Annotated in this window: 14 protein-coding genes; 10 read left to right on the top strand and 4 right to left on the bottom strand. The window is 38.6% G+C overall.

Annotation, left to right across the window (positions count from 1 at the left end):
- Positions 1 to 118 precede the first annotated feature (118 nt).
- From SOI76_RS05335 to SOI76_RS05345, 3 genes are all read left to right on the top strand, one after another.
- On the top strand, positions 119 to 397 hold the full coding sequence (locus tag SOI76_RS05335) for a holin (protein ID WP_057690141.1): 279 nt from the start codon (positions 119 to 121) through the stop codon (positions 395 to 397).
- The gene (locus SOI76_RS05340) at positions 397 to 951 is read left to right on the top strand and encodes a lysozyme (RefSeq protein WP_104079069.1); all 555 of its coding nucleotides are present in this window, start codon (positions 397 to 399) and stop codon (positions 949 to 951) included. The genes SOI76_RS05335 and SOI76_RS05340 overlap by 1 nt, the downstream gene beginning before the upstream one ends.
- 124 nt (positions 952 to 1075) lie before the next feature.
- Complete coding sequence (locus tag SOI76_RS05345; RefSeq protein ID WP_104079068.1) at positions 1076 to 1270, top strand: hypothetical protein; 195 nt, start codon at positions 1076 to 1078, stop codon at positions 1268 to 1270.
- Here SOI76_RS05345 and SOI76_RS05350 read toward each other — a convergent pair.
- Positions 1267 to 2484 carry a tyrosine-type recombinase/integrase gene (locus tag SOI76_RS05350; protein WP_104079067.1) on the bottom strand — a complete coding sequence of 406 codons (1218 nt, stop codon included), beginning with the start codon at positions 2482 to 2484 and terminating at the stop codon, positions 1267 to 1269. The two genes, SOI76_RS05345 and SOI76_RS05350, sit on opposite strands and share 4 nt — an antisense overlap.
- A gap of 155 nt (positions 2485 to 2639) precedes the next feature.
- Here SOI76_RS05350 and surE point away from each other — a divergent pair, with 155 nt between their 5' ends.
- From surE to aaeR, 3 genes are all read left to right on the top strand, one after another.
- Positions 2640 to 3410, top strand: a complete 771-nt coding sequence (gene surE, locus SOI76_RS05355) for a 5'/3'-nucleotidase SurE (protein WP_057074376.1) — start codon at positions 2640 to 2642, stop codon at positions 3408 to 3410.
- Between the two features lie 111 nt (positions 3411 to 3521).
- Positions 3522 to 4349 carry a peptidoglycan DD-metalloendopeptidase family protein gene (gene nlpD / locus SOI76_RS05360; protein ID WP_016140369.1) on the top strand — a complete coding sequence of 276 codons (828 nt, stop codon included), beginning with the start codon at positions 3522 to 3524 and terminating at the stop codon, positions 4347 to 4349.
- A gap of 101 nt (positions 4350 to 4450) precedes the next feature.
- On the top strand, positions 4451 to 5380 hold the full coding sequence (gene aaeR, locus SOI76_RS05365; RefSeq protein ID WP_016140370.1) for a LysR family transcriptional regulator: 930 nt from the start codon (positions 4451 to 4453) through the stop codon (positions 5378 to 5380).
- Positions 5381 to 5430: 50 nt separating this feature from the next.
- On the opposite strand, the gene ycbZ is transcribed toward aaeR, so the two are convergent.
- On the bottom strand, positions 5431 to 8049 hold the full coding sequence (gene ycbZ, locus SOI76_RS05370) for a Lon protease family protein (protein ID WP_104079066.1): 2619 nt from the start codon (positions 8047 to 8049) through the stop codon (positions 5431 to 5433).
- A 165-nt stretch (positions 8050 to 8214) separates the two neighbouring features.
- Between ycbZ and SOI76_RS05375 the strand changes: the two genes are divergently transcribed.
- From SOI76_RS05375 to rpmE, 4 genes are all read left to right on the top strand, one after another.
- Positions 8215 to 10398 (top strand): AmpG family muropeptide MFS transporter, encoded by a 2184-nt coding sequence (locus SOI76_RS05375; protein WP_104079065.1) that lies wholly within the window; start codon positions 8215 to 8217, stop codon positions 10396 to 10398.
- Positions 10399 to 10400: 2 nt separating this feature from the next.
- A complete protein-coding gene (gene gloA / locus SOI76_RS05380; RefSeq protein ID WP_005067992.1) occupies positions 10401 to 10802 on the top strand; it encodes a lactoylglutathione lyase in 402 nt (133 codons plus the stop codon).
- A gap of 133 nt (positions 10803 to 10935) precedes the next feature.
- Positions 10936 to 11907 carry a bile acid:sodium symporter family protein gene (locus tag SOI76_RS05385; RefSeq protein ID WP_080612819.1) on the top strand — a complete coding sequence of 324 codons (972 nt, stop codon included), beginning with the start codon at positions 10936 to 10938 and terminating at the stop codon, positions 11905 to 11907.
- Positions 11908 to 12104: 197 nt separating this feature from the next.
- Positions 12105 to 12329: a 50S ribosomal protein L31 gene (gene rpmE / locus SOI76_RS05390; protein WP_001200845.1), complete on the top strand. Its 225-nt coding sequence runs from the start codon at positions 12105 to 12107 to the stop codon at positions 12327 to 12329.
- A gap of 62 nt (positions 12330 to 12391) precedes the next feature.
- Here the strand turns inward: rpmE and SOI76_RS05395 are convergent, their stop codons facing one another.
- Positions 12392 to 14503, bottom strand: a complete 2112-nt coding sequence (locus SOI76_RS05395; RefSeq protein WP_104079250.1) for an EAL domain-containing protein — start codon at positions 14501 to 14503, stop codon at positions 12392 to 12394.
- Entirely contained in the window at positions 14500 to 16245 is a 1746-nt protein-coding gene (locus tag SOI76_RS05400) for a hypothetical protein (protein WP_032053291.1), read from the bottom strand. Before SOI76_RS05400 ends, SOI76_RS05395 begins: the two co-directional genes overlap by 4 nt.
- Positions 16246 to 16259 lie beyond the last annotated feature (14 nt).

The raw sequence follows: 16259 nt of genomic DNA on the forward strand, positions 1-16259 counted from the left end.
TGTAAATATAAATATTTAGTTATATTTTATTTCCAACTTAATTATATGTGAATATCCAAAAAAATCAAAGCCCCGCACACGCGGGGTTTTTTATTGCCTAACATTAGGGGGAAGGCACATGCAAGAGCATGAAAAAACATTTCTGACCTTAGTCATTCTTGGAGGGCTTATTGGTATGAGTAAGCTGTTAGTTTCAAAAGAACCTCTTTCATTCCGACTGTTAATTGGGCGAACTATCCTTGGTTCAGCATCTTCATTAGTTGCTGGATTGGTATTACTTCAAATTCCCGATATCTCAACAATTCCATTAATTGCCATTGCATCTGCTTTAGGTATTTTAGGTTCGACATTTATTGAAGAATTTCTCAAAAAAAATGCGCCTAAGTGGGGTGGGTAATGAGCACTAAACCATTCTTCGACGCTGCCCGAGTTATTGCAGGCGGCAAACTCACACAAGCACAAGTAGACGATCTAAATAAAGTGGTCGATAAACTTGCACCAGGTGGAAAAAATACAAGTGATGTTGGTGTAAATCTAATTTCAGGGTTTGAAGACACTCGATTCACAGCTTATGACGATGGGGTAGGAGTCTGGACCATTGGCACTGGCACCACAGTTTATCCAAACGGTGTGAAGGTTAAACAAGGTGACACTTGCACATCTGAGCAAGCTAAGACTTACTTTAAGCATGACTTAGCGAAATTTGAAAAGACAGTTAATGAATCTGTGACTGTGCCCATAAATCAAAATCAGTTTGATGCTTTGGTATCGCTGACTTACAACATTGGCTCTGGTGCTTTTAATAATTCAACCTTATTAAAGAAACTGAATAAACGTGACTATCAAGGTGCTGCTGATCAATTCCTAGTTTGGAATAGAGCAGGCAGCAAAGTTATGAAAGGTTTAGTTCGTCGTCGAGAAGCAGAGCGAGCACTATTTTTAAAGAAGTAACTTATATGTGTAAGCGTACCAAAGTTGCATCAATCATCACATTGCTGTGCTTCCTTTTCTCAGGTTGCACAGCTCACACAATTAATAGTAACGTTAATGTCTCAATTTGTGTGAGTGCACTCTAATGTCAGTTCAACTAATTAAAATTCGAGATATAACAAGTGATCGAAATGTAGACCTATTAGCTGATCTAGACAAAAGCGGAGAGGTCACCAAAATTTACGACTACAATGGCAATGAATTAAAAATTAATTTCTTGCGTGACGAAGTTTATTATAAAAAGACTTGGTGGAAGTTCTCTAAGAAACAAGGCGGCTAAACCGCCCAGCTATCCACAATATCTGCCCAGTCTTGCATCATTTTGCGTCTGCTTGATAAATACTTGGCATGGTTATATGTAGCTCGAGTTTTATTTTCTTCGACATGAGCTAATTGTTTATTAATCCAATCTGGCTCATATCCTTTTTCATTCAATAAAGTTGAGGCTGTGGCACGGAAATCATGAGTTGTTACTTCAGGCAAGCCAATAAATACAAGTGCTCTATTTAATGTAGTTCTTGCTAACATCTCATCATCACGATAAGGGGCTGCAAAGACATATTTTTGATGACCTGTAATTTCGTATTGCTCCTTCAACAATTCATAGAGTTGATCAGACATAGGCACGATATGAATGTGATTTTTCTTGTTACTTCGTTCCTGTTTTCGTCTTCTGGAAGCTTTTGGATATTTAATAATTCTATCTTCAAAGTCTACAAAAACCCATTCTGTCCTACGCACCTCGGAAGCGCGTAACATCGAATACATTAATGTTAGACAGGCATTTCTTACAGTCCTAGTTCCACCATAAACATCAAGTCGTGTTCTAAGCCTAATACGCTCTTCCTTTTCTAATGGTCTAGCATGTTCTGGTTCAGGCTTTTCTATAGCTTCTTTTACGGCATACGTTGGATCATCAGAGGCTCTAAGAGTGACGACCGCATAACGCATAACAAGACCAATGAATCTTCGATTTAAGTTTGCTACAGCTTCACCAGTACCATAATGACTTAGCTTTTTAACCCTAGAAACAGAGTTTTTCATGATTGTTAAAACGTCAGCCGAATTTACTTCCTTGACAGGCTTATCACCAATCACCTTGTAAACATCTTTTTCCATGTACGACTTAAATTGTTTTACATAGTCATCAGACTTATATTTCATATTTTCGATTATGTATTCTTCGGCAACCGCTCTAAACGTGTTGCTTGCATCTTTACTTTTCCCCTTTTTTATTCTGAGCTTTTCCTCAACGGGGTTTATCTCATCTTTGAGTAATGCCTTATTTTCATCTTTTTTCTTTCTAGCCTCAGCTAAAGAAACAAGCGGATACTCACCTAGGCTGATTGTTCCTTCTTTGCCTAGTAGTGTATATTTAAGCCGCCAAATTTTCTTACCAGTTGGCCTTACCTCGATGTATAGTCTTTCTGCATCCAGAACCCTGTACATTTTTTCTTTTGGTTTGAGTGCTTTAATTTTGGCATCAGAAAGCATTAAATTACCCGTTTGAAGTTTTCTGTTACCCGTGAGCATACCCGTTTTAGGTGCAGATTAATACAGATTAATACCGACTAAAACAGACTAAAAGAAAGTAGGAATAACTGAAAAGAAAAGACTTTACCGATTAATACAGATTAAAGCAGAGTTAAGTGAATATTTTAATTGCGAATGATGACGGTGTTTTTGCGCCAGGTATACAGGCTTTAGCTGAAGCATTAAGACCACTTGGACGCGTGGTTGTGGTTGCACCAGAAAGTGAAAGAAGTGGTTTCTCAAGTGCATTAACATTGGATCGACCATTACGCCCCATTCAAATTGCCGAGGATGTCTGGGCAGTAAACGGTACACCAGCAGATTGTGTTTATTTATCCATGAATGGTTTGTTTGATTTTGAGTTCGATTTGGTCGTGAGCGGAATCAATAGTGGCGCAAACTTGGGTGATGATGTTTTATATTCGGGAACAGTAGGGGCTGCATTTGAAGGTCGTTTAATGAAACAACCTGCAATCGCTGTGTCTTTAGCGGGTCCTGATGTGCGTGCCTATAACAATAAAGAAGATTATGCTCAGGCTGCTCAATGGGTACATGATTTTATTGCAAGCGGATTACCAGCTTTGCCTCCGCGACATATCTTTAATATCAATATTCCTGACGTGCCGCAGTTAAAAGGGGCGCAGATTACATATCAAGGTCGCCGTGCTCAATCTAAGCCTATTACCAGTCATGTCGATCCACGAGGCCGTCAGGTTTACTGGATTGGACTAGCAGGTGAGGCGGTTACAGATCCGCAGCGTGTTTCAAGCCAAATTCAATCTGATTTCTTTGCGGTTGCAAATGGCTATGTAAGCGTTACACCGATTCAAATGGATGCAACAAATTACGCCGTTTTGGAAGATTTGCAGCTCAGTTTGAGTCAATAACTTGCCTCGAATGTTATAACTTTGTGAATAAAGAAAAAGAGGAACGTGTTTCCTCTTACTTTTTTGGTACTCTTAGCCGAAATGATTTGTAGCATTTAGTGAGGGAGATCAATGCATTTAATTGGGCAACAAAGCAGAGTGCATATCCAAAAAGACAAAATAATGAAAATTATGATGTTGTCTGTAGCAGTAGGCTTTACTGCGGTTATGGCTGGATGTGCTTCTAAACCACAAATTAATAATAGTTCTCGCTATGCAATGGCCCCTAACTATTACACAGTTCGTTCAGGTGATACTTTAAGTGGTATCGCAATGCGTTATGGTCTGGACTATATCAGTATCGCCGAAATGAATGATATTGCTCCACCATATCGTATTTATGTTAATCAGTCTTTGCGTTTGAAGAAAGGTTCTTCACCAAGAACGGTATCTACGCAAGTTATGGCGCAGCCTGAGCAAATTAAGCGTCAAACGATTGCTCTACCAACCACACAACCTGTTACCCCAGTAACTCCGCCTACAACGACCGCACCGTCAACGAATACGACAGTGACTTCGGTTGCACCAAATTCTAGCTTACGCTGGATAAAACCGACCAATGGGCCAGTGATTCAAGGCTTTAATTTGGCAAATAATGTCAAAGGAATCCGTTATGGTGGAAATCAGGGCGATCCTATTTATGCCGCAGCGGATGGTCAAGTTGTCTACGCAGCAGATGGCTTAAAAGAATACGGCAATTTGGTTTTAATTAAGCATATTGATGGTTATATCAGTGCCTATGCCCACAATAGCAAGATGTTGGTGAAAAGCGGTGATAATGTAACTGCTGGACAAAAAATTGCCGAAATGGGTTCTACTGGGGCATCTCAGGTCATGCTTGAGTTCCAGATTCGTTTGGACGGAAAACCAATTAATCCTATAAATCTTTTACCAAAATAGCTAATGCATAAAACTTAGGTTTCCTCGTATAATATAATTGGTTGCTTTCATTACAACAATAAGCATTTTTTATAAATTTAGAATTAGATTTGAGGAAACCTATGTTAGATCAGCTTCGTGCGATGGGTGTTTTTGCTTGTGTGGTTGAAAAAAGTTCATTCAGTGGTGCGGCACGTGAATTAGGAATTACAACAAGTGCGGTGAGCCAGCAGATTCGCTCCCTTGAGCATGAAATGGATGTAATTCTATTACACCGCTCCACTCGTAAACTTAGTTTGACAGAAGCCGGACAGGCTTTTTTTTCAAGCTGTCAAGAAATGTTGGCAGCTGCTGAAAGGGGAAAAATCAGAATTAATGAATTGAGAGATGACTTAATCGGGGATTTGCGTATCGCAACAACTCCTGATTTAGCAGTTCAACACCTCATTCCTGCATTATCTCACTGGATGTCAGCTCATCGCGGTTTATCTGTGCATTTTGAGGTTGGGCATCGTTATATCGACTTAATTGAAGAGCGAATTGATATTGCAGTGCGCATGAGTTCTACTCCAGTAGAAGAAAGTAGCTCTGTTATTCCAATGGCTTTTGTCGATCAAATTTTAGTAGCTTCTCCAAGTTATCTAAATCAATCTAGTCCAATTGTGCATCCTCATGATTTAAGAGATCATGAGTTATTGTCGATTAATGTAATGAATGAATCACACAATTTCCATTTTCAACATGTAAAAACGGGTGAAACACTTAATGTTGAAATGCAGAGCCGTTTGCAGAGCAATAATTTACAAGTTGCAAAAGCGTTATGTCAGCAAGGCCATGGAATTGCCAGAATTTTATATTTAGATGCTCAAAAAGAGTTAAAAAATGGTTCTTTAATTGAACTCATGCCTGATTGGAAATTGCCAACTTTTACTTTGTATGCAGAAGTTGCCAAGCATGATCAACAACCAATGAAAATTCAGCGCTGTGTTGAAGCACTTAAACAATACTTTAGTCAGTTAGCAGGAGGACGAGCGATCCAAATCGTTCGCTAATTTTTCCACTCTAAAAGTAAAAAGGGCCTGTATTTGACAGGCCCTTTTTATTATTTCTGTTTTAAGGTTGCAACTTCTTCTACACTTTCTTGTGGCAGATCTTCCGCAGTAAGTTCTTCATGCTTCTTAATTTTTTTCTTATTTTTCTTTTTCTTCTTTGGCTCCTCTTCAATTTCTGCGCCATCTTCAATGGCTTGCCAATATTCGAGTTGCTCCATTACAGCAGCATAAATAGAGTGTTTACTGTACTTACCTTTTTTGTCGAGTGTACCGACAGGGCGGGCCATTAAAATCTCAAGCGCTTGATCAATCGTATCAATCGCATGAATATGGAATTGACCACTTTGTACCGCATCAATCACATCTTGGCGTAACATCAAATGCTGCATGTTTTGACGTGGAATAATGACACCTTGTTTGCTAGTTAAACCTTGTAATTTACATGCATCATAGAAGCCCTCAATTTTTGCATTTACACCACCAATTGGTTGAACTTGGCCTAACTGGTTCATAGAACCCGTAATTGCCCATGATTGATCAATTGGTATTTGGCTAATTGCTGAAATTAATGCAGAAAGCTCGGCAACTGTTGCACTGTCGCCATCTACTTGCCCATAACTTTGTTCAAATGCAAGCGCAGCAGAGAAATGTAAAATCTGTTCACGACCAAAGTGAGCTTTCAAGAAGCTAGACATGAGCAACACGCCTTTGGCATGTAGTGAACCGCCAAGCTCTACACTACGCTCAATATCAAGAATATCACCGCCACCTTGATAGACTGATGCAGTCAAACGTGAAGGTAAACCAAACTCTACATCTGCATAGTGAATGACAGAGAGGGCATTGATTTGACCTAAACGATGACCAGAAGTTTCGATTAACTGAGTTCCACGTGACAGATCTTGCCAGTAAAGCTCTCTTAAATAGCCTAAGCGATACTGTCTGTGTTGTAGTGCCAAGTTAATGTGCTGGTCAGTTACAAGCTTTTCATTGGCTTTAAATGCATGGTGATGTGCTTCGCGAATGAGGTCGCCCAAAGTTGAAGCATGTAACGACAGTGAGCTTTGGTCTTCTGCCTGACGGCTTGAGTCGGTAAGTAAAGCTGCTAAAGCACTGCGATCAAACGGAAGTAATTTATCTGCTTGTACATAATCAGCAATTAGCTGCATGTAGGCTTGCTCATTTTCGTCATTACGTTGCAGAGTATCGGTAAAATCTGCACGAATTTTAAAAACACTGCCAAGCTCTGGTTCTACTTCTAAAATTTCATAATAAATCTCAGGCTCTGCCATAAGAACCACTTTAATATCAAGCGGAACAGCAGCAGGTTCTATCGAGATAGAGCCTGTTAACGTCAGCATATGTTCAAGAGAAGAAAGCTTGAGCTGACCTGATTTCAAGGCACGTTTTAAACCCTGCCATGCATAAGGCTGTTCGAGTAATTGCTCAGCCTCAAGCATTAAAAAGCCACCATTCGCTTGATGTAGGGCACCTGGACGAATGAGAGTGAAATCTGTGGTAATTGTGCCGTTGTGAGTAAGTTGTTCAACATGACCAAGCAAGTTGTAGTGCGTTGGGAAATCTTCAAAAATAACCGGTGCACCACTGTTTGGTTTGTTTGAGACAATTACATTAGCTTGATAACGTGCAGGCACACGATTGAACATTGCCGGAGCAAAGTCATCTTCTTCTTGCTCTAAAATGAGTTCAACATTATCAATTACATCTTGAGCATATTGTTTTAAATAATCTTCAAGGCCTTTGACTTGACCATATTTATTTAAAATCAAATCCATGCGTGGCTTAACCACTTGAGTCGCGATGTCTCGATTTAACACAGAGACTTTGTCACGTGCGTCATCCTCTAAATCACCTAAATGCAAACCAAGACGCTCAAGCTTTTTATCCATGTAGCGAACATTCGCCGCAATTTCAGCACGTTGCTTAGTATTTAAAGCATCAATTTCTGTTTGGGTGAGTTCTTGCACCTGATCATCTTTTACTTGTACAGGTACAAAGCCATGCTTTTCATTGCGGGAGATGAGTTTTAAATCGAGCTCTTCACCTTCTTTGGTTAACTCGACAAGCGCTTGTTGCTGCTCATCTCCAGTTTCCTCACGGATACGTTCAATACGGTTATGATAGGTCTCGGCACTAAAACGGCGTTCAAGCTGTTTTAAAATAATTTGCCAAGTTTGATGAAGGGCATGTTGAAACTTGGTTCCTTGTCCAGCGGGGAAGCGTAGAGCAAGTGGTTGGCGTGCCTGCTTAAAATTATAGACATATACCCAGTCATCTGGAGTAGGCATTGTTTTCGCATGTTGTTGGAGTAAACGCTTAATCATGGTGCGTTTGCCCAAGCCTGCTGTTCCTACCGCAAAAATGTTATAGCCAGAGTAGGGTAAAGAAATACCTGCTTCTACCGATGCTTTGGCACGGTCTTGCCCTAAAAAATTATTAAGCGGTTTTATACGTTTTGTAGAAGCTGGAATTTTTTCAAAATCTGGAATATGTGTAAGTTGTTCGGGTTTTAAGGCTGTTTTATCCAAAGTCATTTTTATATCAGGTTGCTCAAAAGCTGAAGGAAATGCATTTATTGTGACGTTTGTGGTGTTTGTTTTAGCGAGTGATAAAGTTGAGATGGTCACTTGATCAAGTTTTTGTGTCACTGTTGATATCCAGCAAAAGAAAACGAAGGTTGAAGCTTAAAGGTATACAGGTTTAGCATAAAATATCAAGCAAACTTGCCGTTTTTATCGCCAAAACAAAATTGATTGCATAAAGAATCTTGAAAGGAATTGTAAGAAGGGTTTGAATAGGCACATTTATAATTTATGGAAAATAAAAAACGAATGACCACACAAGCTTCGGGTTGGGTCTCGGCTTTTAAAGCATTTTTAGATCGCCGTGCATTAATTATGCTGTTTCTAGGTTTTTCTGCCGGAATTCCGATTTTATTAATTTTCTCTAGTCTCTCTTTATGGCTTGGAGAGGCGGGCATTGATAAAAGTGCAGTCACTTTTTTTAGTTGGGCTGCCCTAGGTTACTCTTTTAAGTTTGTTTGGGCTCCCCTTATTGATGAGCTACCTGTGCCCCTCTTAACCAAGATGTTAGGTCGAAGACGAGCTTGGTTGTTGATTGCGCAGTGTTTGATCGTTTTGGCTATTTGTATTATGGCTTTCTCTGATCCTGCTTTAGGTCAAAGTTATCTTGTTCAAATGGCGGTAGGAGCAGTATTACTTGGTTTCTCGGCAGCAACCCAAGATATTGTGATTGATGCTTACCGTATTGAATTAGCAGAAACAGAAATGCAAACGGTTTTGGCCTCTACCTATAATGCTGGTTACCGAATTGGAATGATTGTGGCAGGAGCGGGCGCATTATTTCTAGCTGCCCACTTGGGAACTGCTAAGGGTAATTACATTTACGAAGCTTGGAAAACGACTTATTTAACCATGGCAGGCGTTATGTTAGTGGGTATTGTCACGACCCTACTTGTACGTGAGCCTGTTGTAAATCGTGTTTATAAAAATTATAAGAGTAGTGATTACTACCGTTTGGTTCTCGTATTTTTTATTGCCGTTATTTCATTCGTAGTCACTTATATTTATTCTGGGCAGGTTACCGAGGCCATTTCACAAGCTGGCAATATTAAAGACAGTGCTGCGTTATTTGGTTTAGAGGCTTTAAGATTTTTAACTGCAACTGCTGCTGCGATTTTTGTAGGTTACCTACTTGTTAAAATTGGTGTGGTTAACCAGCAAATGGCTAAAGAAACATGGATTGCACCAATTCTAGATTTCTTTAAACGCTATGGTGTCAAACTTGCATTAGTGTTGTTGCTACTTATTGGTTTCTTTCGTATTTCAGACATTATTGCTGGTGTTATTTCTAATGTGTTCTACCAAGATCTTAACTTCAGTAAAGAGCAAATTGCAGAAGCAGTTAAAATTTATGGGGTACTATTTAGTTTAGTCGGCGGTTTCTTAGGTGGTCTTTTAGCACAGCGCATCAACATTATGAAACTGATGTTTGTCGGTGCAGTTTTGGCTAGCTCTACCAATTTAATTTTTATTGGACTAGTAAAATCTGGTCAGCCATTAGATATGGTAGATGTAAAAGTTGGTGAACACAGCTATCAAGTCAAGCCAGACGAAGTCGGGTTATGGAAATTAGAAGTACCAAGTTCTGCTTTTAGCGGAACAAAACAAATTGAAGTAAAAGCTGCTTATGCTTCAAATGATGTAGCGCCTGTTACACGTACTCAGCCATTACTTACGGCTGAGTCAGCTAAATTACCTCTACAAATTTTACCTGTAATGGGTAATGATCAGGTTTCACTTAAAGATGGTGAGGGAAGTGTTGTGGTTCGAGGGCAATACTTTGGACAAACATTAACTCCTACCCAAAAAATTATTATTAGCCTTGATGGGCAAAATTTTGATGCAAAAATGACTGATCAAAAAGGTGTTTTTAGTGCAGCCATTGATGCGAAAAAATTAGTCACATCGACCAGTAAAGAGCTTAATGTAGCTGTAATAGAGGGTGACCAAAAAATACTTTCTGCATCTCATCCATATGCTGTTAACTCAAATCTAAAAGCACCAAGTGAACTTGATGTGAATATTGATCCAGTATCGTATATTGATCCGCTTTCTGGTCAACCAGTGGAAGTCAGCGGTAAGGTCATTAAACCATATAGTTCTTTATGGCTTTATTTTGCCATTATTGTCGATAATTTAGCTTCTGGTTTGGCTGGTGCGGCATTTATTGCATTTCTTTCAAGTTTAACGAGTGTCTCATTTACAGCTGTTCAATATGCAATCTTTAGTTCACTCATGACACTTACTCCAAAACTTTTGGGTGGATATTCAGGTACCATAGTCAGTAATATTGGATACCCAAAGTTCTTTTTGATGACAACTCTTATTGGTATTCCAATCTTGATCTTAGTGGTTTGGGTTGGAAAATTGCTAAGAGATCATCAAACACATGAATCAGAAAAGGCAGGTGAATAAACATGCGAATGCTTCATACAATGTTGCGAGTAGGCAATTTAGAACAATCTTTAAAGTTCTATACCGAAGTATTAGGGATGAAGTTACTTCGTAAGCGTGATTATGAAGAAGGGCGCTTTACACTAGCATTTGTTGGTTACGGCGATGAAGAAACCAATACCGTGCTTGAGCTTACCCATAACTGGGATACATCAAGTTATGATTTAGGCAATGCCTATGGTCACATTGCTATTGGTGTTGACGATGCTTACAAAGCGTGTGAAGAAATTAAAGCACGTGGTGGCAAAGTTGTGCGTGAAGCGGGGCCAATGAAAGGTGGTGTTACCGTGATTGCATTTGTTGAAGATCCAGACGGCTATAAAGTCGAATTGATTCAACAAGATGCTAATGCGACAAATAACTAAAAATTGACTGTGATGCTTTAAGATTTAGTTCTTAAAAGTCTAGCTTTATTTTTTTAGCCCAGTATGATGAAGGCTTGACCAAATGGTCAATTTATCAACTGGGTTTTTTATTTATCTAAAATAATCATAGGATATGGCTATGCTGAAGTTATTGGCGCTTGATCGATTTACAATTTTATTGGTTGGAATGGTATTACTTGCAACATTCTTCCCAGTCAGTGGTCAAGCAGCGCAATATTTCAATACACTGACCACAGTCGCAATTGCAATTTTATTCTTTTTGCATGGTGCGAAACTATCACGTGAGGCTGTAATTGAAGGTATTTTGCATTGGAAAATGCATTTACTGGTCTTCGCATTTACTTTCTTTATTTTTCCAGTAATTGGTTTATTGGCTAAGCCAATTCTGTTACCTCTATTAGGTCAACAGCTGTACTGGGGTTTTTTGTTTATGTGCTTTTTACCCTCTACAGTTCAATCTTCTATTGCATTTACATCAGTGGCAAAAGGGAATGTGGCTGGAGCAGTGTGTAGTGCATCTTTTTCGAACTTGATTGGTATGTTTATTACACCAGTATTGGTGAGCTTTTTTATTTTAGGCCAAAGCCAACATGGGTTCGATCCAACGGCTTCAATTATACAAATTACATTATTACTGTTAGTACCATTTATTTTAGGTCAATTATTACGTCCGTATATTTTCCCTTATATGGCAAAAGTTCCAAGTATTGTTAAAGCATTCGATCAAGGCTCGATTTTGATGGTGGTGTATGGCGCATTTAGTGGAGCAGTAGTTGCAGGGCTTTGGCATCAAGTAAGTTGGAAAACTTTACTCATTCTCACAATTGCATGTTCAGTGCTTTTAACGGTCATTATGCTGTTAGCACTTTACCTACCGCGTGCTTTAGGTTTTAACCGAGCAGATCAAGTCACGGTTTTCTTTTGTAGCTCTAAAAAGACCTTGGCAAGTGGTGTTCCGATGGCGCAAATTCTATTTATTGGCCAGCCTTTAGGTATGATTGTGTTACCTATTATGATCTTTCATCAAATCCAATTAATGGTGTGTGGGGTGATAGCAAATTACTGGGCTAAATCGAAAGATTAATTCGCAAAAGAAAATTATTTGACGTATAATGTTGCCCACTTGTTGTGCTTAGCTCTAACCCTAGAGGTTTCGGTGGGCCAAAAGAATGGTCTGTTGTGGTGTTGATCTGCTCATTTTGAGCCTGTCCTCAACTGAAGTTGAGAGTGATCAATTGCGATGACAGCTTAAGCCTTTCTTCCAATTAGGAGTAATCGACGATGCGCGCCGATATTCACCCAAAATATGAAAAATTAGTTGCAACTTGTTCTTGCGGTAACGTAATCGAAACTCGTTCTGCTTTAGGTAAAGAAACTATCTACCTTGACGTATGTTCAGCTTGCCACCCATTCTATACTGGTAAGCAAAAGAATGTAGACACTGGTGGTCGTATCGACAAATTCAAACAACGTTTTGCTGGTATGTCTCGCTCTATCAAGCGTTAATACTGCAACACGAAACAAAAAACGGGCTTTATGCCCGTTTTTTGTTTTTCAGTACAACACCATTATTGGTCTTGTACGTCTGTTAATCGATCAAGTTTTTTCTGAAAATATTGACCTTGCAAGAAACGAGCTTCTACATTCCAAGCATTTGCAAATGAGTTCATGTCATTAAGTTCACTCAGTAAAATCCCGACTGGTTTTACAGTTAAATAGTTCAGAACCTTTTCTTGTAAGCGTGCTAGACCATCATCTGAGTTTAACAGCTCTGTTTTCTTCGATTGCAGTTTTAAATATTGAACATCAAGTTGTTGCAATATTGATTCGCTATACATAGAAGAAGAGAAACCCCGAATCGAAATTTCTGCGCCGTGTTGACGCAGGCGAGCTATGTGTTGCTGAGCAATTGCAAGATGAGGCTGAATTGCTTGTTCTGAAAATTGTAAAACCAGTGGGCTTTCAAGCTTACTACCAATAATGGTGAGTAATTTCGAAATGAGTTCAGGGAAAGATTTATCTTTGAGCAAGATATCAATATTCAGGTTAATAATCAGTTTAGCTTTCGGGTATTGAGTAATAAAGTTATGTAGTTGCTTACATGCCTCAACCAAAATCCAGCGATCTAATTGAATAGAAAGCTCACTGTCTTCTCTTAATTCAGCCAAGTCATTTATGTCATACCATTGTTCATTACTAATAAAACCGCTAGTCACCTCATAGTTATGGGTTTCTTGATCGTGTTTATCGTAGATCTGCTGATATTTTAAATGAATTTCACTTCGAGCTAGTTGTTGCTTTAATTGCTGTAATACGGATGATTGCAGAGGATCATCAACATGTTGAAGGCTTAGATCAAGCGATATAGGCGAGTTGGCAGGCTCAGGAGCGATAGTCTCGATGGTTGGAGCTAACTCAATTTCTGACTTCGCTTTAGGCAGCTCTTGCAGACTTGTTCGATCAAGTAGCTTTGTAAAGCTATCTTCATTTAAAGGTTCGGTTATTGGGGCATAACTCAGCTTAAACTGGATCGAGTAGTTAAGCTCATTAATCTTTAATAAATGCTCTTTTTGCAAACTTTGCAGACTAACTAGTTGAGAGTTAAGAACGTTGCTGTTTTCAGCTTGTAAAACTCCAACATATGCACCAAGTTCAATATTAAAAATCGGCATTTGCGCGTGTTCTTTTAAGAAACTTTGCAGCTGATTAAAATATTGTGCAGGAGTTTGCCAATCTTGTTGAAATACTCGTTCGGGGCACTGATTTAATTTAAATAAAATTAATGCGTTGGCTTGAGCAGGGTAGGTCGATAGATGTCGATTAATTTGTTGCCAAGCTGTTTGTACCCCATAACTCTTTTCGGCAAAAACTGTATTTGCTGGTGTTGTTAAATCCAGTTGATAGTCAATGGTTAACTGTACGGCATCTTCTTCCTGACTAGGAATAAACTCTAGTTTTAGCGCATTATTACCTGAAATTGCCGCATGTTGACTCTGAATTTCAAAACGGGCCTGATCAAATTGGCCTAATGAAATTTTCTTAAATCTTTGTTTAAAAACATTTAAATCATTAGGTTGTAAAACATCTAAGATAGGCAGACCAATAATCTCGTCTTCTTGCTTAAAACCAAAAAGGTTGAGGTATTCTGTGTTTGCCTTAACATGCATCCCTTCTTGAAAAAGGGCAACTGCTTTATGGCTGTTATTGACCAATGTTTGTGTATGAGAGTGAATTGTTTCTAACTCATTGGTCAGGCGTTGTTCGGTTTGTAATAAGTGGCTATATGACAAGGTCCGAAGAAGGGTGATATAAAAATAATCTAATGGTTCTAAGGGAACTACATCATAAATGCCTTTTTGAATATAAGCTTGATATTGCTGAGGTTGATAATCTTCAGGTTGTAATAATAAAACAGGTAAATTTGGCTGCTCAGATGCTTGAATGAGGGAGAGAGTTTGTTCAATTTTTAGGTCATAAGCACGACCAAAAATAATAACATCCCATGGCGTATTTAACTGTTTTTCAAAACTTTTTAAATCATCAAGTAATAATGCCTGAACTTGATAATCATTCCCCAATAATAAATTTAAAATCTGGTTATAATGTAGCTGGTTGTCATCAATAATGAGTAAACGTGTTTCAGTACGTTTTAACTTTTTAGATAATAAAGAGTTTCTCACTTTAGTGCTTCCCATAAATCTTGAGTGCTAGAGTTATTACCCTTTTTCATCATGAACTGATCAAGCAGACCTTGTTGCTGCTCATTCAAAAGCTCGAAATGAAATTGAATAAAACTTTGCGTAATGAGTTGTGCTTTGAGTAGATACACTTTGATTTCTTCTGTCCCCAATCGTAAATGAATTGTTTGTTGCTCTCTAAAAATTTGAGAGCCCGGTAAAATAAGCGTATTTTGTATTTCTTCTAGATTTTGTGTTTGTAGTAATAGTGCGGGATGATAATTGCGAGTATGACGCTCAGCTTGAATATGCACTGAACAAGGGAACATGGCTTGCGACAAAATCTCTAAACCTAACTCTAGGGATTTTTCGGTCGATTGTTTAATCCAGCGAATTACACCGCCACGCCATTGTCCATGCAAAGTTTCTTTAACTAAAATGTATTCACCAGTTCTTAAGTTCTTTGGTGCTTCGCCAGACCATTTAATACGATATCCATTAACACTAATATCGAGAACGGTAGTTTGATAAATGGTTTTGCTTTCACGACTCAAGCGTTGATAAGAACTGGTTTGTTGTTCTTTTTTCTCTAAGTTGGATAAAACTTTAGATTCGCTTTGTAAATTATAGTTATGGTTAAGCTGTAGCGTTTCTTCAAAGTTTTTTGCTTTTGATAGATAGAAATGTGCAGTGCTTAAACCAAAACAAATTTGGAGCTCTGCATTGTACTCATAACGTTCATGGCGACGTTGAGCCGTGGTTCCTAAAATCGTTTGAACATGAAACTTTAAAGCAGGGCTTAAATAAAACTTTTCATTTTTAGAAATATATTGAGCATTTTTATGCATGGTTGCAGTGACATGCTCAAGTAAAGCTTGCGTACCTATAAAGATGCTTGGGTTAAAGTTAGAGCTACGCTTGGTATTATAAACAGGTGGATGATCTTTATTTGGGTCGACCACATATTTCGTCAATGCGGTATCTTTTGGCAAAATATGAATCATTCTTGCCCAGTCAAAACTACATTGAAATAATGCCTGAATCTCTGACTGACGAATCTGGTTGGTATTTAAAATATCGAGCAAAATCAGTTGAGCATAGGCCTGAGTGATATTTGCTAACGGGTGGTGGATACCCTGAATATGATTGATATTTGTCAGATGGTATTTGTGTTGAACAGCGGTTTCATAGAGCTGATGTGCAATTAACCATTGTCCTTTAAGAGGCTCGCTATAAAGCATGTGCTGCTGATAAAGGAGACTCGTTAACTGCTTTAAAGCATGAAAAGTCGATAGAGTACGCGCCGTTTGCAAATTCTTTTTTTGCTTGTAGGCAAAGATTGAAAACTTTTGATGCTGTAGCTGCTCATGACTATTTTGTGCAATATTTAAATAAATACTGGCGAAATAGCAGCGGAGCAACATCGCTAATTCAATAATGTGCTCATTACGATCTGTACTAATCACACCTTGGTTAAAGAAGTTTTTCTCTAGGCTGGCGAGTACATTGTTAATGGTCGGATGAAGCGTTTGTATGAGATCGAAACGTAAGGTTTCACTACATTTTAATTCATTAAGTTCTAAAATGGCTGTGAATAATGCTTTTGACGTATCGCCGAGTTGCATAATAGAAAGGGTAGTGACCCATTCATTAAGATCTTTAATATTGGCTTCACAAAAGCTTAACCGTTCACGAGTGAGTTCGGTTTGATTGTGAAAAATGTCCGACAGCGCATTATTCATCATCACTTATTATATAA

The sequence above is a fragment of the Acinetobacter pittii genome (genome assembly GCF_034064985.1).
In the GTDB taxonomy this organism is placed as follows: Bacteria; Pseudomonadota; Gammaproteobacteria; order Pseudomonadales; family Moraxellaceae; genus Acinetobacter; species Acinetobacter pittii_H.